21 protein-coding genes are annotated in these 21,154 nt (G+C 71.0%); 16 read left to right on the top strand and 5 right to left on the bottom strand.

Features of this window, described 5'->3' with window-relative positions; genetic code table 11:
- Nucleotides 1-210: 210 nt before the first annotated feature.
- The 3 genes from RCR19_RS04280 to RCR19_RS04270 all read left to right on the top strand — a co-directional run bounded on the left by RCR19_RS04280 (nt 211) and on the right by RCR19_RS04270 (nt 4,143).
- Nucleotides 211-1,008: an IclR family transcriptional regulator gene (locus RCR19_RS04280; RefSeq protein ID WP_331263837.1), complete on the top strand. Its 798-nt coding sequence runs from the start codon at nt 211-213 to the stop codon at nt 1,006-1,008.
- A gap of 178 nt (nt 1,009-1,186) precedes the next feature.
- Nucleotides 1,187-2,665: an NAD-dependent succinate-semialdehyde dehydrogenase gene (locus tag RCR19_RS04275; RefSeq protein WP_331263836.1), complete on the top strand. Its 1,479-nt coding sequence runs from the start codon at nt 1,187-1,189 to the stop codon at nt 2,663-2,665.
- A gap of 116 nt (nt 2,666-2,781) precedes the next feature.
- Nucleotides 2,782-4,143, top strand: a complete 1,362-nt coding sequence (locus RCR19_RS04270; RefSeq protein WP_331263835.1) for an MFS transporter — start codon at nt 2,782-2,784, stop codon at nt 4,141-4,143.
- A 98-nt stretch (nt 4,144-4,241) separates the two neighbouring features.
- Here RCR19_RS04270 and RCR19_RS04265 read toward each other — a convergent pair whose 3' ends face one another.
- On the bottom strand, nt 4,242-4,994 hold the full coding sequence (locus RCR19_RS04265) for an NPP1 family protein (protein ID WP_331269344.1): 753 nt from the start codon (nt 4,992-4,994) through the stop codon (nt 4,242-4,244).
- A 352-nt stretch (nt 4,995-5,346) separates the two neighbouring features.
- A complete protein-coding gene (locus RCR19_RS04260; protein WP_331263834.1) occupies nt 5,347-6,801 on the bottom strand; it encodes a glyceraldehyde-3-phosphate dehydrogenase in 1,455 nt (484 codons plus the stop codon).
- A gap of 315 nt (nt 6,802-7,116) precedes the next feature.
- Between RCR19_RS04260 and RCR19_RS04255 the strand changes: the two genes are divergently transcribed.
- The 4 genes from RCR19_RS04255 (at nt 7,117) to RCR19_RS04240 (ending at nt 9,480) form a co-directional block, all read left to right on the top strand.
- The gene (locus tag RCR19_RS04255) at nt 7,117-7,635 is read left to right on the top strand and encodes a hypothetical protein (protein ID WP_331263833.1); all 519 of its coding nucleotides are present in this window, start codon (nt 7,117-7,119) and stop codon (nt 7,633-7,635) included.
- A 121-nt stretch (nt 7,636-7,756) separates the two neighbouring features.
- Entirely contained in the window at nt 7,757-7,954 is a 198-nt protein-coding gene (locus tag RCR19_RS04250) for a hypothetical protein (RefSeq protein ID WP_059127895.1), read from the top strand.
- A gap of 137 nt (nt 7,955-8,091) precedes the next feature.
- The gene (locus RCR19_RS04245) at nt 8,092-8,754 is read left to right on the top strand and encodes a DUF308 domain-containing protein (protein WP_331263832.1); all 663 of its coding nucleotides are present in this window, start codon (nt 8,092-8,094) and stop codon (nt 8,752-8,754) included.
- Nucleotides 8,755-8,994: 240 nt separating this feature from the next.
- Nucleotides 8,995-9,480, top strand: coding sequence for an SHOCT domain-containing protein (locus RCR19_RS04240; RefSeq protein WP_331263831.1), 486 nt, complete (start codon nt 8,995-8,997; stop codon nt 9,478-9,480).
- A gap of 129 nt (nt 9,481-9,609) precedes the next feature.
- On the opposite strand, the gene RCR19_RS04235 is transcribed toward RCR19_RS04240, so the two are convergent.
- Nucleotides 9,610-10,590, bottom strand: coding sequence for a Ku protein (locus RCR19_RS04235; protein ID WP_331263830.1), 981 nt, complete (start codon nt 10,588-10,590; stop codon nt 9,610-9,612).
- Between the two features lie 287 nt (nt 10,591-10,877).
- Between RCR19_RS04235 and RCR19_RS04230 the strand changes: the two genes are divergently transcribed.
- From RCR19_RS04230 to RCR19_RS04200, 7 genes are all read left to right on the top strand, one after another.
- A complete protein-coding gene (locus RCR19_RS04230; protein ID WP_331263829.1) occupies nt 10,878-12,083 on the top strand; it encodes an EfeM/EfeO family lipoprotein in 1,206 nt (401 codons plus the stop codon).
- Nucleotides 12,080-13,309 (top strand): iron uptake transporter deferrochelatase/peroxidase subunit, encoded by a 1,230-nt coding sequence (efeB, locus tag RCR19_RS04225; protein WP_331263828.1) that lies wholly within the window; start codon nt 12,080-12,082, stop codon nt 13,307-13,309. Before RCR19_RS04230 ends, efeB begins: the two co-directional genes overlap by 4 nt.
- Before the next feature lie 202 nt (nt 13,310-13,511).
- Nucleotides 13,512-15,338 (top strand): alkaline phosphatase family protein, encoded by a 1,827-nt coding sequence (locus tag RCR19_RS04220; RefSeq protein ID WP_331263827.1) that lies wholly within the window; start codon nt 13,512-13,514, stop codon nt 15,336-15,338.
- A gap of 231 nt (nt 15,339-15,569) precedes the next feature.
- Nucleotides 15,570-15,971: an SseB family protein gene (locus RCR19_RS04215; RefSeq protein WP_331263826.1), complete on the top strand. Its 402-nt coding sequence runs from the start codon at nt 15,570-15,572 to the stop codon at nt 15,969-15,971.
- A gap of 125 nt (nt 15,972-16,096) precedes the next feature.
- Nucleotides 16,097-17,209 (top strand): hypothetical protein, encoded by a 1,113-nt coding sequence (locus RCR19_RS04210; protein WP_331263825.1) that lies wholly within the window; start codon nt 16,097-16,099, stop codon nt 17,207-17,209.
- A 153-nt stretch (nt 17,210-17,362) separates the two neighbouring features.
- Entirely contained in the window at nt 17,363-17,674 is a 312-nt protein-coding gene (locus tag RCR19_RS04205) for an MBL fold metallo-hydrolase (RefSeq protein ID WP_331269343.1), read from the top strand.
- On the top strand, nt 17,650-18,105 hold the full coding sequence (locus RCR19_RS04200; RefSeq protein WP_331263824.1) for a hypothetical protein: 456 nt from the start codon (nt 17,650-17,652) through the stop codon (nt 18,103-18,105). The genes RCR19_RS04205 and RCR19_RS04200 overlap by 25 nt, the downstream gene beginning before the upstream one ends.
- A gap of 54 nt (nt 18,106-18,159) precedes the next feature.
- Here RCR19_RS04200 and RCR19_RS04195 read toward each other — a convergent pair whose 3' ends face one another.
- Both RCR19_RS04195 and RCR19_RS04190 read right to left on the bottom strand, forming a co-directional pair.
- The gene (locus RCR19_RS04195; RefSeq protein WP_331263823.1) at nt 18,160-18,552 is read right to left on the bottom strand and encodes a MarR family transcriptional regulator; all 393 of its coding nucleotides are present in this window, start codon (nt 18,550-18,552) and stop codon (nt 18,160-18,162) included.
- 107 nt (nt 18,553-18,659) lie between these two features.
- A complete protein-coding gene (locus tag RCR19_RS04190) occupies nt 18,660-19,010 on the bottom strand; it encodes a VOC family protein (RefSeq protein ID WP_331263822.1) in 351 nt (116 codons plus the stop codon).
- 248 nt (nt 19,011-19,258) lie between these two features.
- Between RCR19_RS04190 and RCR19_RS04185 the strand changes: the two genes are divergently transcribed.
- Both RCR19_RS04185 and RCR19_RS04180 read left to right on the top strand, forming a co-directional pair.
- Nucleotides 19,259-19,546 (top strand): helix-turn-helix domain-containing protein, encoded by a 288-nt coding sequence (locus RCR19_RS04185; protein WP_331263821.1) that lies wholly within the window; start codon nt 19,259-19,261, stop codon nt 19,544-19,546.
- A gap of 735 nt (nt 19,547-20,281) precedes the next feature.
- Nucleotides 20,282-21,115: an undecaprenyl-diphosphate phosphatase gene (locus tag RCR19_RS04180; protein WP_331263820.1), complete on the top strand. Its 834-nt coding sequence runs from the start codon at nt 20,282-20,284 to the stop codon at nt 21,113-21,115.
- Nucleotides 21,116-21,154 lie beyond the last annotated feature (39 nt).

The following is a 21,154-nucleotide window of genomic DNA, read 5'->3' as shown; positions in this document are numbered from 1 at the left end:
CCTTCGGTAGCGGGGGGGTTCGGCAGGGAACCCGGGTGCGACGGGGCAAGGGATGAACCTCGCATTCCGCGCAGTTCATCCGGCCCGATGCGGCGAATCTAGGTCTGCCGCCACCCCCTCGCAAGGCGGCCGGGGGAATCGAAATGCCGGTTGCTCTCCTGACAACTCAGAGGTTGACCTGGGGTTCCTTCCCCGTGTCACGGGCCTAGGATGACGGGCGTGACGGACACCTCCTCGGCCTCGCGGGGTCACGGCCTGCGCCGGGACATCGACCTGCTGGAGGCCCTCGCCTCCGACGAGGCGCAGACGGCCGGCGGCCTCGGCGTCGTGCGCCTGGCGCAGCTGGTGGGACGCGAGAAGAGCCAGGTCTCCCGGGCTCTGAAGGCCCTCGCCGCCGAGGGGATCGTCGAGCGCGACCCCGACACGCTGGAGTACCGCCTGGGATGGCGCCTGTTCTCCCTCGTCGCCCGCACGACGGAGAGTCGCCTGGTACGGATGGCCGAGCCGGTCATGCGCGCCTTGTCGGCGGACCTGGAGGAGACCAGCCACCTGTGCGTGCTCAGCGACCGCGAGGTGCTGACGCTGCTGTCCGTCTCCGGGCACTCCTTCCGCGTCCACGGCTGGGAGGGCCGCGGGGTGCCCGCCTGGCAGACGTCCGCCGGTCGCGTGCTGCTGAGCGACGCCACGCCCGACGAGCTGTACGTCCGCTTCGGCACGACGAGCGAAATGCCCGTCCCGGAACTGTGGGGGCTCATCCAGGACGCCAGACGGCTGGGGTACGCGCGCGTGAGCGAGGAGTTCGAGGCCGGTCTGGTCGGAGTGTCCGCCCCGGTGCGCGACTTCCGGGGCCGTGTGGTCGCCGCCCTCAACATCTCCGCCCCCAAGGCGCGGTTCGGCGACCGGCTCGACGAGGCGGGACGCACGACGGCCCGGGCCGCGACCCGGGTGTCGGCGCTGCTCGGCTGGCAGCCGCGGCGCCCGCAGCCGGCCCGGGCAGGGCTGGTCTGAACAGGGGAGGGGACACACGGCCCGGGATCCCGGCCGCGGGGCGACGGTGATCGTCCGAGTTGCCCTGACAGCAACCCCCGTTGCGATCCGTCGGAGTGGCCTTGTCCGCCGTATGTCGCGCTCGTAAATTCACCGCGCATCGGACGAGCCCCGGTCCGAACCGAGAAAAGAGCAGCTCATGAACCTCGTCGGCATCGACACCCTCGCCAAGTCCCCGCTCGCCGACGGCGACGTGCTCATCGGCGGTCGCTGGCTCCCGGCCGCCGACGGACGGACCTACCCCGTGCACGATCCGGCGACCGGCGCCCTCGTCCGCGAGGTCTCCTCGGCGGGTCCGGGCGACGCCCTCGCCGCGATCGAGGCGGCCGACAGGGCGGCGGCCGCCTGGCGTGCGACGCCGGCGCGGCGCCGCTCGGAGGTCCTGCACGACACCTTCCGGCTGATGCGGGAGCACACCGACCTGCTCGCGGGCCTGATCGTGCTCGAGAACGGCAAGGCCTACCGGGACGCGGCGGCCGAAGTCGGCTACGCGGCCGAGTTCTTCCGCTGGTTCGCCGAGGAGGCCGTACGCATCGGCTCGTCCTTCGGCGACGCCCCGGGCGGTGGTTTCCGGCATGTCGTACGCAGGCACCCGGTCGGCGTCACCGCGTTCGTCACTCCCTGGAACTTCCCGGCCGCCATGGCCACCCGCAAGATCGCCCCCGCCCTCGCGGCCGGCTGCCCCGTCCTGCTCAAGCCCGCCCCCGAGACGCCGCTCACCGCCCTCGCGGTGGCCGCGCTGCTCGCCGAGGCCGGACTGCCCGAGGGACTGCTGAACGTCCTGCCCACGGACCGCGCCCCCGAGGTCGTCTCGACCTGGCTCGGCGACGAACGGATCCGCAAGTTCTCCTTCACCGGCTCCACGGCGACCGGCAGGCTGCTCCTGGAGCAGGCCGCGGCCAACGTCGTCAATGTGACCATGGAGCTCGGCGGCAACGCCCCCTTCGTCGTCTGCGTGGACGCCGACGTCGACGCCGCCGTGCGGGGTGCGATGGACGCCAAGATGCGCGGCGGCGGCGAGGTCTGCATCGCCGCCAACCGGTTCTACGTCCACACCGACGTCGCCGCCGAGTTCACGGAGAAGTTCGGTGCCGCCATGGCGGCCGTGCGCACCGGCCCCGGGACGGAGGAGGGTGTCGCCCTCGGCCCCATGATCAATCAGGCGGCGGTCGACAAGATCCGTTCGCTTGTCGACGACGCGGTGGCCCGTGGCGCGACGATCGCCGCACAGGGCACGGTCCCCGACGGACCGGGCAACTTCCACCCCACGACGGTCCTCACCGACGTGCCCGAGGAGGCTCGCATTCTTCACGAGGAGGTCTTCGGGCCGGTTGCCCCGCTCACCACCTTCACCGACGAGGACGAGATGCTCGCGCGCGCCAACGCCACCGTCCACGGCCTGGCTTCGTACGTCTACTCGCGGGACGTCGCCCGTGCCCTGCGCATCGCCGAGCGCCTCGAGGCCGGCATGGTCGGCGTCAACCGGGGCCTGCTGTCCGATCCCGCCGCCCCCTTCGGCGGCGTCAAGCAGTCCGGCCTCGGCCGGGAAGGCGGCCGCGAGGGAATCGAGGCGTTCCTCGAGACGCAGTACATCGCCCTCGACTGGCCCATCGACTGAAACCTCTTGTACGTCCCCACACCCGTCCGTTCCCCGAGTTCCTCTTCGCCATGCCCTGAAACGGGCCCGGGCCCCCACCCCGGACCGCCCGGCCACCGAACAGACAAGGACCGCTCATGGCAACGACGCCTGCGACCGAGCCCCAGTTCGAGACCCCACCGTCTCCCGTCCCGCTGCGTGAACGCCGCCGCCTGCACACCAAACTGAAGCTCGCCACGCAGATAGGCGAGGGCATCGACGGCTACATCATCGGTGGCATCGGCATGGCGATGGGCGCCCTGACCACCGACCTCCATCTGTCCACCGTGATGGAGGGACTGGTCGGGGCCTCGCCGCTCATCGGCATCTTCGTGGGCGGCCCGGTCTTCGGGCGCCTGGCCGACCGGTTCGGGCGGCGCCCGGTGTTCCTCGCCGACATGCTCGTCTTCCTGGTCGGCTCGGTGCTCCAGTTCTTCGTCACCGACGGGCTGCAACTCTTCGTCATCCGGCTGCTGATGGGTGTGGCGATCGGCGGCGAGTACGCCATCGGCGCTCCCCTGCTCTCGGAGTACGCGCCGAAGGAGGGGCGCGGCAGGCTGCTGGCCAGCCTGGAGATCAGCTGGTACGTCGGTTACGCGCTGGCGACCGTCGTCGGCGCGCTGTTCGCGGACGTCCAGGGCGGCTGGCGCTGGTCCCTGGCCAGCAGTGCGGTGATCGCCGTGGTGTGCGTGGCGCTGCGGGGCGGCATCCCGGAGTCGGCCCGCTGGCTGCTGAGCAAGGGCCGCCGCGAGGAGGCCGAGGAGCTCATCACGAAGTACGGCATCGAGATCGACGTGGCGGCGGAACTCGACGAGCGCACCGAGGCGGGACAGGAGGGCTTCCGCTCGCTGTTCAGCCGCCGGCACATTCGCAGCACCGTGTTCGCCAGCGTCTTCTGGGCCGCGCTCGTCCTGCCGTACTTCGCGATCGGCACCTTCTGGACCCAGGTCTTCGACGCCCTCCACATGGGCGACAACGCGGTCGCGGCCCTGCTCGTCTACTCCTTCACGGCCGTCGCCGGCGTCACCGCGGGCTGCCTGGTCGTGGACCGCATCGGCCGCCGCAGGCTGCTGATCCCGCCGTTCTGGATCACGGCGGGCTGCCTGGCCCTGGTCGCGGTGTGGCCGTCCTCCACGCCGGTCATCGTGGCCGGTTTCCTCTTCTTCATCTTCCTCAACGCCGCCTCCAGCGCGCTGACCGCGGTCTATCCGCTGGAGGTGTTCCCCACCTCGCTGCGCGCCACCGGCGTGGGTTTCGCGACGGCCATGAGCCGAGTCGGCGCCGCCGTGGGCACGTTCCTGCTGCCCATGGGCCTCGACCACTTCGGCGCCCGGTTCGTTCTCTTCGTCGGCGCCGGGGTGCTCGCGGTGGGCGGCCTGGTGTCGCAGTTCCTGGCACCCGAGACCACCGACATGGACCTGGCAGCGGCGGCCCGGACGGCCCGCGAACCGGCCTCCTGACCCGGAATCTCCTCGGGACGCCTGCCGCGCTCGCCGTGTGGTGCGCGTCGAAGGGCCCGGCCGCCGTGGCTGCGACCGGGCCCTTCGACGTGCGCAGATCAGGCGTTGGGGTCGAACGGGATCCCGGACGGCATGGAGTTCGCCAGGGCGTACTCGAAGTCACCATCCTTGATCTTGATGGTGGCCGAGCCGAAGTTCGCGCTCATGAGCTTGTCGCGGAAGCCCGCGGGGTAGCCGTTCCAGCCCACCAGACGCGGGTAGAACCAGCCGCCCGTGGCGTTCTCCGGCGGCTCGTCGTTGTTGTTGGCGAACCGGAAGCAGTGGGTGGAGACGCCGTCCTTGTGGTACACGATCTTCGGGTGGGTCCCGTCGAAGCGCACCGACGAACGCCCGGCCACCTGATAGCCGGAGTGCTGCGACACCGACACGTACTGGACCTCGTTGTTGTTGATCCACACCACGACGTGCTCCCAGTCGTGGGTGTGGCCGATGGCCGCGGGACCGAGCGTGGCCTGGTCCTTCTCGAAGTAGCTGGCGTACACCACGGCGCACCAGCCGTTGTTGCACTTCTCGCGCGAGTAGGTGTTGGCGTTGGCCAGCTGGGCGTAGTCGTGGCAGTGCCCGTTGACGTCGCCGCCCAGCTTCAGACCGGGGTTGATGGTGCCGTCGACGCCGATGGCCGCGGTGGCGTAGCAGCCGTCACCGTCGTAGTCGTAGGCGGGGGAGAAGGACTGCTCCAGACCGTCGGCGTTCTGGGGCAGGAGTTGCAGAACGTTGGCCTGGGCGCTGGCGGGCAGCGCCACGACCAGCGCGATGGCGGCGAGGGCGCTCGCGAACGCGGAGCGGCGCAGCCGCCGCGAGAGCCTGGGGACGGACGGAGTTCTTCTGCGGCGTGCTGTGGGGGGTACCTGGTCGCGCACGTCAACTCCCTGCGGGCGTCAGAGGACGGGGTACATCCCGGGGTCTCCTGGGGAGGGAGTGACCCGGGCGCCGAGATTCTCGCAAGGAGTCGGTGGGCAGGACGAGCCGCGTGACTGAACATTGGCGCAAACATCGCTGAACTCCCCTGTTGAGGAGGGAAGTTCAGCCGTACAGCGCCGGGGAGGGGAAGCCGCAGCAGCCGCCGCGGCGCTTCTGGTGCGCCGGTCCCGGCGGCGGGCCCCGTACGACGGTGGACCGGACCGGGAGCCGTGCGCGCCGGTGTCAGGCCGCGGGGGCCGGGTAGGTCGGGTACTCCACCCCGGAGACGTGCTGCACGACGCGGATGACCTGGCAGGAGTAGCCGAACTCGTTGTCGTACCAGAGGTAGAGGATCGCGTTGTCGCCCTCGGCCTTGAGAGCGCCCGCGTCCACGATCGACGCGTGGCGCGAGCCGATGAAGTCGCTGGAGACGGCGTCGGGAGCGCTGATGAAGTCGATCTGACGGCGCATCGGCGAGGTCAGCGAGACATCACGGAGGTACTCGAGGACCTCCTCGCGGGTCACCTCACGGGCGAGTTGGAGATTGAGGATCGCGATCGAGACATCGGGCACGGGCACGCGGATCGAGCTGCCGGTGATCCGCGCCTTGAGGTCGGGCAGCGCCTTGGCGACGGCGGAGGCGGCACCCGTCTCGGTGATCACCATGTTGAGCGGCGCGGAGCGGCCGCGCCGCTCGGACTTGTGGTAATTGTCCAGCAGGTTCTGGTCGTTGGTGAAGGAGTGGACGGTCTCCACGTGTCCGCGCAGAACGCCGTACTCGTCGTCCATCGCCTTCAGCGGCGGCACGATCGCGTTGGTGGTGCAGGACGCGCAGGACAGGATCCGCTCGTCGGGCTTCACCATGTCGTGGTTGACGCCGTGCACGATGTTGGGCACATCGCCCTTGCCGGGCGCGGTCAGCACGACCTTGTCGATGCCGGGACGCAGGTGTTTCGACAGGCCCTCGCGGTCGCGCCACTTGCCGGTGTTGTCGATGAGGATGGCGTCCTTGATGCCGTACGCCGTGTAGTCGACCTCGGCCGGGTCGTCGGCGTGGATCACCCTGATGGTGTTGCCGTTGGCGATGATCGAGCAGCTCGCCTCGTCGACGGTGATCGTGCCCTGGAACTGGCCGTGGATGGAGTCGCGGCGGAGCAGGGACGCCCGCTTGACGAGATCCTCGGCGGCCCGGTCACCGCCGCCGCGCACGACGATCGCACGCAGCCGCAGACCGTTGCCGGAACCGGCCTTCTCGATCAGCAGGCGGGCGACGAGCCGGCCGATGCGGCCGAAGCCGTACAGGACGACGTCGCGTCCCTCACCGTGCTCGATCTTGTCGGCACCCGTGGCCCCGGCCACCGCCCGGGCGGTGAAGTCCTCGACCGACAGGCCCTGGTCGTCGGTCCGGTACATCGCGGCGAGCATGCCGATGTCGATCTGGGACGGGCCGAGATCCAGGGTGCCGAGCGCCTTGAGGAACGGGAGGGTCTCGGTGACCGAGAGCTCCTCCCCGGCGATCTGCCGTGCGAATCGGTGGGTCTTGAGAATGCTGACCACCGACTTGTTCACCAAGGAGCGGCTGTGCAGCAGGACCGTGACGTCCCGCTCCCGGTGCAGCTTCCCGATGATCGGGATCATCGACTCCGCGATCTCCTCGCGGTTCTTCCAGTTGGTGAACGAGTCGTCGTTGACAGTCACAGATTTATCTTTCGAGCTAGGCGGCGCTCATATGGTAAACGCAGGGTTGTGCGGGCAGGTCGTCAGGGTTCGACCGGCGCGGTGGATGCGTGGGTCCGCGAGGGCGGCTGCCGTTCGCAGGCCCGCCGGAGGAAGGGTTCGGCCGGGGCGGAGACGACGGCGCACGGCAGTCGAGGGCACCGGATCGATGGCCGGTTCGCGCCGCGCGACGGCGGGATCGTCCGGTGAGGTGAAGCCCCGGCCCGGGGCCCGCCGGGTCCTGGTCGCGGCGCCGCGGTGCACGCAGACTTTCAGCCGGTCCCCAGGAAGGCTGTGATGTCCGAGGCGGAACACTCCGAGGCCACGGCAGGTCCCACCGGGCCGCGCGCCCGTGGTGACTTCACCGGCGGCGTGTACGGATCGCTGCTCGCCGCCTCCGTGGTCGTGGGCGCCGGTGCGGCCGGCGTGTTCTCGCGCGTCGAGCTCGTGGTGCTGCTGGTGAGTACCGCCGTGGTGTTCTGGATCGCGCATGTGCACGCCCAGCTGTTCGGCGCCCGCCTGGCGCAGGAGGTCCTGGACCGCCGGGTCGTGCTGCACGTCTGCTGTGAGGAATGGCCGATCGTCAAGGCCGCCGTCCCGCCCGCCGCCGCTGTGATCGTCAGTCCGCTCCTTGGCCTCGACCTCCTGGGCGGGGCCTGGCTCGCGCTCGCCGTCGCCGTGGCCGGCCAGGTGGGCTGGTCGGCGGCCGCCGCTCGCACCGCGGGAGCCTCCTGGCGCCTGGTGATCGTCAGCGCCGCGGTCAATCTCCTGCTCGGGCTGCTGATCATCGTCTGCAAGATCGTCCTGAGGGACTGACACCGGGGCGGGCCGTCGCCCGGTTCACCTTCCGCAGGTGAGGCCGTGCGGTGCGGCGGGGCGGAGCATCGCGGACGGGGCGCGGTACGGCCGCCCGGGCACAGCCGAGGGAGAGCAGCTCATGCGCTATGAGATCCGCGTCGACGGACAGCTGTCGGACACGCTCACCGAGGCGTTCCCGGAAATGGACCACCTCGTTCTCTCGGGACAGTCCGTGCTGGTCGGGCCCGTCGTCGACGAGGCTCACCTGTACGGGTTGCTGGCCCGGTGCCGGTCGCTCGGACTGCGTGTCGTGGAGATGCACCGGCTGCCGGAGTGAGCACGGCCTCGAGGGGCCGGACGACCTCACCCGCCATGGGTGACCCGGCATGCGGTGGACGCCTGGTCCGCACGGGTCCGTACACCGCCCCCTCGGCGAACCTGCCGTGACCCGTACCGATCCTGCCAGGAGGAGCCATGACCGTACCCCGTGGTCGGGCGTCGCGCACCGGGCCGGAGCACCTGTCCGACGGCACCGGGCACCGCACGGACGACGACCGCGGGGTACTGCGGGTGGGTCTCGCCGCCTCGTGGACCCTGGTGCTGAGCTCGGCGCTCGCGGCGCTGATACCGGGCATCATGGTGCTGGCCTGGCCAGGAGGGACCCTGCACGTGCTGGCGGTCCTCGTCGGACTGTCCCTTCTTGTGGCCGGGGCGCTGCGGTTCGTCGCTGCCTTCCCCCTGGAGGAGCGCGACGAACGGGTGCCGCGCCTGCTCGTCGCGGTGCTGCTGGTCCTTGCCGGGGTGCTGTGTCTGCGGCACCCGTTGCAGACCATCGCGGCGCTGTCCCTCATCGTCGGGGTCGTATGGCTGGTGACCGGCATGCTGACCGCCTACACGGCCTTCAGCGACCGTGACCTGCCGCACCGGGCGTTCGTCCTCGGCACGGCGGCACTCGGCATCGTCGCCGGGATCGTGGTGCTCGCCCTGCCGATCGAGTCCGCGGTCGTCCTGGCGCGGCTGCTCGGCCTGTGGCTGGTGCTGCTCGGACTGGCGGAGCTGGTGGTCGCCTTCGCATGGTCGGCCGCATTGCGCAGGGCGGGAGCCGGAGGGCGGTCCGGTGGATCCGCGGCGGCGTGATCAGCGTCGTCCGCCGGCCCGAACCGTCCGCCGCGCGCGGGATGTGCCCGCGGGCGCCGAAGCCGCCCCTGCCGCCGACGGTGGCTCCCTGAGCCACCGTTGCGGAACGAGGTCCAGAACCGCGGGCGCGCCCGCGGCACCGGCGCTCACCCCTGCCGGGTGAGGTCGCGCCGTCCCCGCCTCGCGCACCCTGAAGACGGCACCGGCGGCCGGGGCGAAAGCCCGGAACGGAGGAGAGACATGGTCGCGCAGACGTACCTCGCCTACGACTATCCACTGCTGAGCGCCTTCTGGACGATGCTGTGGTTCTTCCTGCTGGTCATGTGGTTCGTCCTGCTGTTCAGGGTCGTCCTTGACGTGTTCCGCGACGACTCCATGAGCGGTTGGGGCAAGGCCGGCTGGCTCGTGTTCCTGGTCGTGCTCCCCTTCCTCGGCGTCCTCGTCTATCTCATCGCCCGTGGGAAGGACATGGGCCGTCGGGAGGTGGCGCAGGCGCGCGCCCAGCAGCAGGCCTTCGACTCCTACATCCGTCGGACCGCGGCGGAAGGCGGACGCCACAGCAGTACCGACGAACTCGTCCGGCTGTCCGAGATGCGTACCCGCGGCGACATCACGGACGAGGAGTTCCGCCGGGCGAAGGACCTGGTCCTGTCCGATCACACCGCGTCGGGGCGCCCGGCGACCGCGGCGGACGCGCGTTCCGCCGCCCCGGCCCACCGTCCCTGACAGGCGGTCCGGGAGGCGGCGGTCCCCAGGGGGCCGTACGGACCGTCGGGTGCTCACCCCGCATCTGCGGCCGCCACGGACGGGCGGTCGACGCGGGCGGTGACGACAACCCGGCCCGTCCCGGCCCGGCTACGCGCTGCGCCGCCGGCGGGCCGGCTGTTTCGCCGCGGTCTTCTTCGCCGTTTCCTTCGTGGCCGTGGTCTTCTTGGCGGTCTTCTTCGCGGTGCTCTTCTTCGCGGCGGTCTTCTTGGCAGGTGCCTTCTTCGCCTTGGTGCCGGCGGCGGTCTTCTTCGGGAGCTCGTGCACCTCGGCCTCGGGAGCCTCACCGCGGGACGCCTTCGCCTGGGCCACCGATGCCTGGAGTGCGGCCATCAGGTCGAGCACCCTGCCCGGTTCGCCCTCCGGCTCCGGGGTCTCGGGCGGTGCGTGCCCCTCACGCTTGGCCTCGATCACCTGCTCGAGCGCCTCGGTGTAGTGGTCGGCGAAGTCGGGCCCTTCGAGGTCGTCGCGGGTCATCCGGTCGATCAGGTGCTGTGCCTCGGTGATCTCGCCGTCGGAGAGCCGGATGTCCGGCGGTGCCAATTCGGCCGGGTCCCGGATCTCGTCCGGCCAGCGCATCGAGTGCAGCACCAGCGCCTCGTCCCGCACCCGCAGCAGACCCAGCCTCTCCCTGCCGTGCCAGGCGAACTTCGCCACGGCGACCTTCGACGTCCTCGCCAGCGCCTTGCGCAGCAGGGCGTACGGCTTCGCGGCCACCGTGCCGGAGGCCTGGAGGTAGTAGCCCTCGCCGACGCGGAGCGGATCGATGGACCCGGCGGGTACGAACGCCACGATCTCGATGGCCCTCGCCGTCGGCAGGGGCAGTTCCCGCAACTCCTCGTCGAGCACCGGGACGATCTGGTCCTTGGTGAGCGCGTAGCCCTTGCCGATCTCCTGCTGCGGGACCTCGCGGTCCTCGACCTCGCAGTACTTCCGGACCCGCACCCGGCCCATGTCCTGCAGGTGGTACTGGTGGAAGCGGACGCTGTGGTCCTCGGTCGCGGGCACCACGTCCACCGGGATGGTGACCAGGCCGAAGCTGATCGCTCCCGACCAGATGCTGCGGGGCATCGCGGACCTCCATGACGTGCCTCCGGGTCACCACCCTACGAAGCGCTCGAGCGCACGGCACGGCGGAGTGGTCCACGGGGATGACCGGTGCGGCGGCCGACCGGCACGGGTCCAGGTCGATCCGCCGGGCCCCTCGGCCGGCGAGCCCCCGGTGAACCGCGAGGGAACTCTTGGTGTCAGTCCCTGCCAGGGGCTTTCCGGACGGGAGCCGCTGCCTAGCATGAGGTGATCGCGCCGCACGAAGGCGCGCGGGTACGTTCGCACGTTGTTCGGGGAGGCGCGGAGGAATGCCGGTGCCCGGCCTCACCTTGCGGAGGGGCCGCGTCTGGGCCGCGGGCGGGCTCCTGCTCACCCTCGTCCTGGTGGCGGCGTTGCTGATCACCACACTCGGCGGAGCCCGGCATGCGCGGGCCGCCGGCGACGGGCTCCGGCACACGGCCGTCGAGGTGTCGCCGAGTGGCTGCGGCCGCGGCTGGACGAGTCCGGTTCCCGGGCTGCAGGTCTTCGATCTGCACAACACCTCGAGCGATCCCGCGGAGGTCTATCTCGAGGATCCCCGCAGCCGGGCCGTGTACGGAGAGCTGGAGGGTCTCGCCGCGGGCACCACCCGTTCGCTGACCGTCCGTCTCGGCAAGGGCTCGTACGCGTTCACCTGCCTGCCCGACGACGCCGACGCGGTCACCGGCCCCACGGTCCGCGTCACCACCGGCGGCAGGCCCGGCCCCGCCGCGGCCCCCGTCACCCAGCACGATCTCATCCCGCTCGCGATCGACTACCAGAAGTGGGTCGGCGGGGGTCTGAACGACGTGGTGCGGCTGACCGGCCGGCTGCAGGAGGCCATCGACCGCGGCGACCTCGACGCGGCCCGGAAGGCCTGGCTGCCGGCGCACCTCGAGTACGAGCGGCTCGGTGCGGCGTACGACGCCTTCGGCGACTCCGACGCACAGATCAACGGAACGGACGCCGGGCTGCCGGGCGGTGTGAAGGACCCCTCCTTCGTGGGCTTCCACCGCATCGAGTACGGGCTGTGGCACGGCGGGTCCGCGCAGCAGCTCCGCGCCCCGGCGGCGGCCCTCACCAAGGCCGTCCGCGGCCTGCGCGACGACTGGGCGCAGGCCCGTATGGACCCGGCGCAGCTGGGTCTGCGGGCGCACGAGATCCTGGAGAACACCGTGCAGTTCGAGCTGACCGGGCGGACGGACTACGGCAGCGGCTCGAGCCTCGCCACCGCCCGCGCCAACATCGACGGCACGCGTGCCGTAGTGTCCCGGCTGCGTCCTCTGCTCGCCTCGCGCTATGCGGACCTGCCCGTTCTCGAAAGGGATCTGGACCGCGCGCAGCGCACCCTGGACGGCTTCCACCACGGCGACCGGTGGACCCCGCTCACCGGGCTCGACCGCACCCAGCGGGAGCAGGTCGACGCCGCCCTCGACGACCTGGTCGAGCGGCTGGCCTCGGTCGCGACGCTCTGCGACCCCCGGAGGACAGTGTGAACGCCGGGCCCGCCACGGGTGGTTTCGGACGGCGCGGTTTCCTGCGCGGGGCCGCCCTCGCCGGTGCCGGCCTCGCCGCCGGGGGCGCGGCGGCCCCGTCCACCGCCGACGCCACGGGCACACCACCCGTCGTGCCCTTCCACGGCACCCACCAGCAGTCGGTGGTCGCGGCCCCGCGCCGGGTCACCGCGTTCACGGCTCTCGACGTCACCGCCGAGAACCGCGCGGAACTCGGTGAGCTGCTGCGCACCCTGACCGACCGTGCGCGCTTCCTGACCGCGGGCGGAACGCCTCCGGCCCTCGGTATCACCGGGCCGCCCGCCGACTCCGGTGTGCTCGGCGACCGGTTGCCGTCCGGCGCGCTGGCGGTGACCGTCGGCGTCGGTGCCTCGCTCTTCGACGACCGCTTCGGTCTGGCCGCGCGCCGCCCGCGCAGACTCGCGACGATGCCCGCATTCCCCGACGACGACCTCCGCCCCGAGTGGTGCCACGGCGACCTCAGCCTCCAACTGCACGCGGACGACATCGACACGGTGCTGCACGCCCTGCGGGACATCGCGCGGCACACCCGTGGCGGTATGCAGGTCCGTTGGCGTCTCGACGGTTTCTCCAGCCGGCCCCGCCCCAGCGGAACCCCGCGCAACCTGATGGGTTTCAAGGACGGCACCGCCAACCCCGACCCGTCCGACCCGCGCGAGATGGATCGCCTGATCTGGGTGGACCGCGGCATGGGCGAGCCGGACTGGGCGCAGGGCGGCAGTTACCAGGTCGTACGGCTGATCCGCATGCTCGTGGAGTTCTGGGACCGGGTCTCGCTGAGCGAACAGGAGCGGATGTTCGGCAGGGCCCGGGAGTCGGGTGCGCCGCTCGACGGTGACGCCGAGCACGACACCCCCGACTACCCGAGCGACCCCAAGGGCGATGTCATCCCGCTCGACAGCCACATACGCCTCGCCAATCCGCGCACACCGGGGACCGCCGGCCAGCGGATCCTGCGCCGTGCGTACAACTACGACCGGGGCGTGGACAGCAACGGCAATCTCGACATGGGACTGCTGTTCTGCTGCTACCAGCAGGACCTCAGCCGTCAGTTCGAGACCATCCAGAAGCGCCTCGAGGGTGAGCCGCTCACCGACTACATCAAGCCGTTCGGCGGCGGCTACTTCTTCGCCCTGCCGGGTGTGCGGGACGGTGCGGACTGGTACGGGCGCGCCTTGATGTCCTGAACCTGTTCGGACAACTTCCGGGTTCATTGGTCAATACACGGTCAAGGTTTTCCCCTGCTTCCCTGACCCTCTGTTCATGCGTCCGACATCGCCGCTCCAGCATGGTGCCGCCCGTCCGGCGGAGCATCCCTGACCGTACGGCGCAATGACGTTCGTGTCCGGAAGGTGAATCAGCATGGCCAGCAGGGGAAGAAGAGCAACGATGAGGGGCCTTGGTGCGCTCCTGGGCGCGGCCGCGCTCACGGCCCTCGGCGCAAATGTGCCGGCGTGGGCCGCCCCGCCGGCCGGGCACGGTCACGGGCAGAGCCACTCCTCGACGGCCACGCCCATTCAGCACGTGGTCGTGCTCTTCGACGAGAACGTCTCCTTCGACCACTACTTCGCGACCTACCCGCAGGCCGCCAACAGCGACGGCACCAAGTTCACGGCGTCCAAGAAGACTCCGAAGGACGTCGACAACCTGCGCACCGCCGGGCTGCTGACGAAGAACCCCAATCAGTACGCGCCCAAGCGGCTCACCCCGTCCCAGGCGGTGACCTGCGACCAGAACCACGGCTACGGGCCCGAGCAGTACGCCAACAACGGCGGAAAGAACGACCAGTTCGTCCAGAACACGGACTCGGGCAAGTGCTCCGGCAACCTGTTCGGCGAGCCGGGCCTGGTGATGGACTACTACGACGGCAACACCGTCACCGCGCTGTGGAACTACGCCCAGAACTACTCCCTGGGCGACCGCTCCTACAGCTCCGTCTACGGCCCGTCCACGCCCGGCGCGCTCAACCTGGTCTCCGGCCAGACGCACGGTGTCGTCTCCATGGACCCCGCGTCCGGCACCGAGCACCCCAAGCAGACCACGACGCCGGACTCCTACACCGTCCAGTCGCCCGACGCCAAGGGTGTCGGCACGGTCGTCAACGACCCCGACCCGGCGTACGACGACTGCTCCGACAAGGATCACACCAGCACGAACGCGCTCGCCGCGATGCAGGGCCGCAACATCGGTGACGTGCTCAACTCCAAGGACGTCAGCTGGGGTTGGTTCCAGGGCGGCTTCCGGCCGTCCACCCCGTGGGACGGCCAGCAGGGCCACTACGCCAAGTGCGACGCCACCCACACCAATGTCGGCGGTGCCGCGGCCATCGACTACAGCCCGCACCACTCGCCGTTCGAGTACTACAAGTCGACGTCCAACCCGCACCACCTGCCGCCCCGTAACGTCGACGAGATCGGCCACAGCGGACAGGCGAACCACAACTACGACCTGACGGACTTCAGCGCCGCCCTCAAGGCGGGCAAGCTGCCGGCGGTCAGCTTCCTCAAGGCCGCCGAGTACCAGGACGGCCACGCGGCCTACTCCGACCCGATCGACGAGCAGCACTTCCTGGTCGACGAGATCAACGCGATCCAGAAGTCGCCGCAGTGGAAGTCGACCGCCGTGGTCATCGCGTACGACGACTCCGACGGCTGGTACGACCACGCGTACGCCAAGCCGGGCAACGGCTCCAAGGACACCTCGGTCGGCTCCAACGGCAAGACCACCGACAGCCCGGCCTGCCAGGCCGGACCGGCGGCGACGGGCGGCTACGCGGACCGCTGCGGCCCGGGCACGCGTCAGCCGCTGCTCGTGGTCTCCCCCTACAGCAAGGTCAACAAGGTCGACCACACCCGGACCGACCAGTCGTCGATCATCCGCTTCATCGAGGACAACTGGCACACGAGCCGGATCGGCGACCACTCCTTCGACGCCGCCGCCGGCTCCCTCGGAGGTATGTTCGACTTCCGGCACCCGAACAACAAGCAGGTGCTCCTGAACTCCGACGGTTCGGTGAAGTCGGTCGGCAAGATCCACCCGGTGAAGGCCGTCGCCACCAGCATCACCCCCGGTCCCGCCATGCAGAACACGGCGGCGACCACGGACGCGTCGTCCTTCCCCGCCCTTCCGCTGGGCATCGGGGTGGGCGCCCTCGTGGCGGTCGGTGCGACCGGCACCTTCCTCACCATGCGCCGCAGGGACCGTGCGGCAGCCTGACGCCGCACGGACCTGAGCGGGCGGTGGCCCCGGGACTCCCGGGGCCACCGCCCGCTCTGCGTCGTGTGTCACCGTGCCCGCGGTCGGCAGGGACCTCGGCGGCCGGTGGGGCACCCGCCGATCGCGGACACGGATGACGCATGGCCCGACGCCGGATGGGTACGCGACCGGAACCCGCCCGGAGCCGGCGGTTCCGGGCTGTGTCCGCCCGCCACTATCTGGGGATCCGCCATGAACACGCCCGACAAGAACCACCGACCGACCGCAGCTCAGGCCGCACTCGACACCCTCGCGGTGCACGCCGAGGATTCGGACGCGCTGGACACGCTGGCCGGGAGCGACGTGCTCGTCCCCGTGCCGGACGATGTCGCCGAGGAGGAAGCCATCGACCCCTACGCCGTGGCCCTGCCGGTCCTGGAGCAGCCCGACGGCGAGCAGACGGTCCCGGTGTTCACCTCGGAGACGGAGATGGCCGGTCTGCTGCCGTTCGTCTCCCGATACCGGCTGGTGCCGCTCGGGGCGCTCGCCTCCCAGTGGCCCACGGACGAGCTCACGCTCACCATAGACGCGGCCTCGCCGCACGGGCTGACCCTGAACTCCGACGGGGTGCGCACACTGCTGGCCCGCCACTAGCGGCGTCCCGCCCGCCCGGTGCGTCCGCGAGCACGCGCCCGCTCGGCCGCGGGCGCGTCGGGGCGCGCGGCCCTGCAGGGGAACCACCGCGCCGGGCCGCGTCCCGCCGAGGTCACAATGACCGCATGAGATGGATCTCCGGTGCGGTCGGCGCGCTGCTGCTCGTGGCCGTCGTCGCCAGCATCCTGCGCACGCTGGTGGTACCGCGCGGCCTGTACTCGGCGCTCATGTACCGGTTGTGGTGGGTCCTGCGCGGTGTGCTGCGGCTCGGCGCCCTGCGCGGGGGTTACCAGGCCATCGACCGCGCACAGACCTGGCTCGGATCGCTGATCCTGATGGGCATGCTCGCGACCTGGCTCGGCGGGGCGCTCATCGCATTCGGCCTGCTGCTGTACTCGCTGTCCTCACTGGGCTGGGCCGACTCCCTCCGCGAGGCGGGCTCCAGCCTGTTCACGCTCGGCTTCGCCAGCGGCCGGCGGCTGCACCTGTCCGCGCTGGACTTCCTCGCGGCGGCCACCGGGCCGGTGCTCATCGCCCTGCAGATCGCCTACCTCCCCACCCTGTACGCCGCCTACAACCGCCGCGAGCTCGAGGTGACCCTGCTCCAGTCCAGGGCAGGCGAACCGGCCTGGGGGCCCGAGATCCTGGCCCGGCAGTGGCTCGTCGACACCGAGACCGCGCTGGCCGAGCTCTACCGGGCCTGGGAGCGGCAGGCGTCGGACATCGGCGAGAGCCACTCCACGTATCCGGTGCTGCTCTCGTTCCGCTCGCCGCGAGCCCACCGCCACTGGCTGGTCGGCCTGCTGTCCGTCATGGACGCGGCCGCGATGCAGCTCTCGCTGACCCCCGGCAGCGCCCCGCCGGAGGCCCGACTGGTGCTGCGGGCCGGCTTCTCCGCCCTGCGTGACATCGCGCGTGCCCTGCGTATCCCGTTCGACGCGGACCCGGAACCGGACGCCCCGATCCAGCTCACCTTCGCGGAGTTCGAGGCGGCCGTCACGATGGTGTCGACGGCGGGGTTCCCGGCCGAGCGGTCCGCCAAGGAGGCCTGGCGGCACTTCCACGGCTGGCGGGTCAACTACGAGGCGATCGCGTACGAACTGTGCCGCCGCTTCGACGCCGTCCCGGGGCTGTGGAGCGGTCCACGCGACTTCGTCTTCACCCCGATCCCGCCCCGGCGCCCCGTCGACCGGCAGCCGGCCGGAGATCGGCCGGAACTGCCCCCTGCGGCAGGGTAGCCGGGACCGTGCGGAGGGAAGAGCCCACGGGAGGCGGCCGACGGTGCTGGGGGGATGGTCGTGAGGGTCGTACTGCTGGGCACGGCGACCGGTGGCGGCTTCCCGCAGTGGAACTGCGCATGCCCGCTGTGCCACGCGGCGCGCGACGGCTAACTGCCCTGCCGCAGCCAGGAATGTGTCGCCGTCTCGGGCAACTCGCGGGACTGGTGGCTGCTCAACGCCTCACCCGACATCCGGACCCAGCTGGCGGCGGCCGCCCCGCTCCGCCCGGGGCCCGGTCCGCGGGACACCCCGGTCAGGGGCGTGCTGTTGACCGACGCGGAGGCCGACCACGTCACGGGCCTGGGCGTGCTGCGCGGGGCTGCGGAGCTCAAGGTGTACGCGGCGCCACCGGTCCTGGAGGCGCTGGCCCCGCTGCGGCGGCCCTCGACCGCTACGCGGTGTGGCACTGGGCGGACGCCCTGACCGAGGGCGGATTCGTTCTGTCCGGTGGTCTGGTCGTCACGGCTCATCCGGTCGGCGACAGGATGCCCGGGTGTCCACGCGGCACCCGCGGATCGGCCTCCTGGGTGATCGCCTATCGCGTCGAGGATCTGGCCACGGGTGGTGTGCTCGTGTACGCGCCGCGCGTGGGCGTCCGGTCCCGGTCCCTGGACGAGCTGCTGCTGACAGCCGACTGCGCACTGCTGGACGGCACGTTCTACGCCGCGGAGGAGATGGGTACCGCCGTACCGGACGAGTCCGGGACGGCGGCCGGGGGGGGCAGCCCGGCGTCACGGGTGAGCACGGCAGTCTGGTCGCCCTGGCCCGGCATCCGGGTCAGGGCCGGATCCACAGTCCCCCCGGCGGTACGGACCCGCTGCGGGCCCCGGTCCCGACGGCCCGCCGTCCCGTGATCGTGGCCGGGGCCGAAGTCCTCCCGGACGGCGCGGAGTTCAGCGTCTGACGGGTCACACCCCGGTCAGCGTGCGGGTCAGGACCTCGCGCTGCAACGGCAGTACCAGAGCGTGCAGTTCGCGGCCCCGCTCGGTCAGTGCGACCCACACCCCGCGCCGGTCCTCCTCGCACACCGAGCGCAGCACAAGGCCGTCCTTCTCCAGCCGCGCGATCAGCCGGGACAGGGCGCTCTGGCTCAGATGGACGCGTCCGGCGATGTTCTGTACCCGGCACTGGGAGCCCTGCTCGAGTGTCTCGTCGGCGAGGATGTCGAGCACCTCGAAGTCGCTGGCGCCGAGGCCGTGCGGATGCAGCACGCGGTCGATCTCGCACATGGTGCGAGCGTGGACCGACAGGATGTCCCGCCACTGCGCCTCGAGCCGGGCACCGGCCGTATTCGCTGCCATACCCGCACGGTAACAGAAAAGCGACCCTTTGTTTACAGTGCAACTAGTGCGTCTGCAAGCAAACCCGCCGGTGCCGGGGCGGCGCGGTGGTGCCCGGCCTCCAGGCCCTAGGCGACCGGCTCCTGGAGCAGTCCGACCAGGTTGCCGTCCGCGTCCCTGACCGAGGCGATCAGCTTGCCCCCGCCGACGTCCTGGACGTCCTGGAGCAGCTCGGCCCCGGCATCCAGCAGTGCTGCGAGACGCGCCCTGAGGTCGGGCACCTGCCAGTAGGGCACCGGGCCCGTCATGCCCTTGGCGTGGCCGTTCGGGTCGAGTCCCAGTTCCTGTCCGGCAGCCCTGAATCCGACGTAGTACGGCTCGTCCGCGTAGGGCTCCACTTCCAGGAGCGCGCGGAAGACCGCCTTCGCCCGGTCGAGGTCCTTGACGGGATAGATGATGGTCGTGAGGCCGGTGGTCATGGGTGCTCCTCCGTGATGGATGGACCGACGTGATCCGTCGTCGCTGCCACGCTATGGCCGCGGATCGCCCGAAGGCTTCTCCGAAACTGACCGGTTCCGTGCGCGCCCGCAGGGATCCCTTCCGCCGCTGCGCACCCGGGCCCGACCCCGGCAGGGACGGCACACCCGGCCACTTCGGCGCATTCGGACCTCGGCTCCGTCCCGCATCGCGCGCGAGAGTGGGTGGGAGGGCGGTACAAGGGGGCGGGATGCTGAAGAGACCCGTGAACGGGCGGCGGATGCGCATTCTCGAGTGGCTGAGGGATCCGGTGACCCACTTCCCGCCGTTACGGCACGGCGACCGGGTCGAGGACGGGGTGACGGCGGCGGCCGTGGCCGAGAAGCTCGCCGTCCCCCGCTCCGTCGCCGAGGCCGATCTGCGCCTCCTCGCCGCCGTCGGTCTGCTGCGCACCAGGAGGATCCGGCTGCGTACGTACTACCGCCGTGACGAGGTATGCATCGCCGAGATCGCGCGCTTGTTCGAGAAGGGGTGGTAGCCCCGGCCCTTGGGCGTGCGCCTGCGGCGAGCGGGCGGCGGCAGCGGCGCGGGCCGGGTGAACCCCTGGCGGCGTCTCCGCGTCCGCGTGTCCCCGGGAGCCGTTACCCTGTTACCCGGCCGCGATCATGTATGGCGCCGCGATGGTGGGGCCCGCCCTGCCCGGCTCACGGCGCCACCGCCGGGGGTCCCTGCTTGCGATCGAGCGCGCCCGTTCGACAGGGCCCCCGGCGGGCGGGAGAGGTCTCCCCGATGAGAAGCCTGTCGGAGCATCCCGATTCCCGGACGGGGAAGGTGAGAACTCGTTGTGAATCGGCCGTGGGCGCTGGTCGCGCCGAAGTGGACAGGCCCAGTGCCGTCACACGGTCCTCGCCCCGGGACACCGCCGTGATCGATGCCGCTGGCTGTGCGGTGCGGGGCATGCCGGCCGCCGCGGTTGCGGTCGGCCCCGGCTCGTCCCACCTGCGTTTTCCGATCGGCAGGCGGCGGTGCGAGACACCGGACGCCTGTCGGGCGTCCGCACAGGAGACCCTGCGGCCGGCCGGGACGGGGCCGGGCCCTACGCTGCCGCCAACGCCATGGCGGGTGCGGCTGCGGGTCCGGATGCAACGTTGCCGCCGTTCCGTCCGCCGGGGCGCGGTGGCCCCGCTCGGCGGACGTGGCCCGCACATAGTAGAACCTTCTTGCAGTACTACCGTCTACAGCACTGTCGACCAACTTCTCAGAACTGGATCCCATGAGCGTCATCAACGTCGGTCAGGCCGTAGTCCTCGGAGTCGTCGAGGGGGTGACCGAATTCCTTCCCGTCTCGTCGACCGGCCATCTCAAGATCACTGAAGGCCTGATGGACATCCCCGTCGACAACCAGGCCGTCGTCGGCTTCTCGGCCGTCATCCAGGTGGGCGCGATCGCCGCCGTGCTCCTGTACTTCTTCAAGGACATCGTGCGGATCGTCTCGGCCTGGTTCAGGGGCCTGGTGAACAGGGAGGAGCGGTACCACCACGACTACAAGTTCGCCTGGTGGGTGATCGCCGCGACCGTCCCGATCGTCCTGGTGGGCCTGGCCGCCAAGCCTCTCATCGACGGTCCGCTCGCCTCGTTGTGGGTGGTGGCGGGTTCGCTGATCGTCGGCAGTGGCGTGATGTGGTGCGCGGACCAGATGGGCCGGCACAAGCGCGGTGAGGACGACACCTCGTTCAAGGACGCGATGCTGGTGGGCGGCTCGCAGATCCTCGCGCTGCTCTTCCCGGGCTTCTCCCGCTCAGGCGCCACGATGTCGACCGCGCTCATCCTCGACCTGGACCGCGTCGCCGCCACGCGTCTGTCGTTTTTCCTCGGCATCCCCGCGCTGACGGGCGCCGGGATCTACGAATTGAAGGACGCGCTCGGCGCGGGGGTGGGCGCCGCGCCGCTGGCCGTCGGCACGATCGTCTCGTTCGTGGTCGCGTACGCCTCGATCGCCTGGCTGCTGAAGTTCGTCGCCAAGCACTCCTTCAACGCCTTCGTCATCTACCGGATCGTCGTCGGTGTGGGTCTTCTGGGGTTGTTGGCGACCGGCACGCTCAACTGATCCCGGGCCGCCCGCGGTCCGCGGGACGCCGCGGGACGG

The sequence above is a fragment of the Streptomyces sp. WAC07094 genome (genome assembly GCF_036320405.1).
GTDB classification, from domain to species: Bacteria; Actinomycetota; Actinomycetes; order Streptomycetales; family Streptomycetaceae; genus Streptomyces; species Streptomyces lannensis.
The sequence above is the reverse complement of the archived record's forward strand: the minus strand, read 5'-3'. Positions and strand labels throughout refer to the sequence as shown.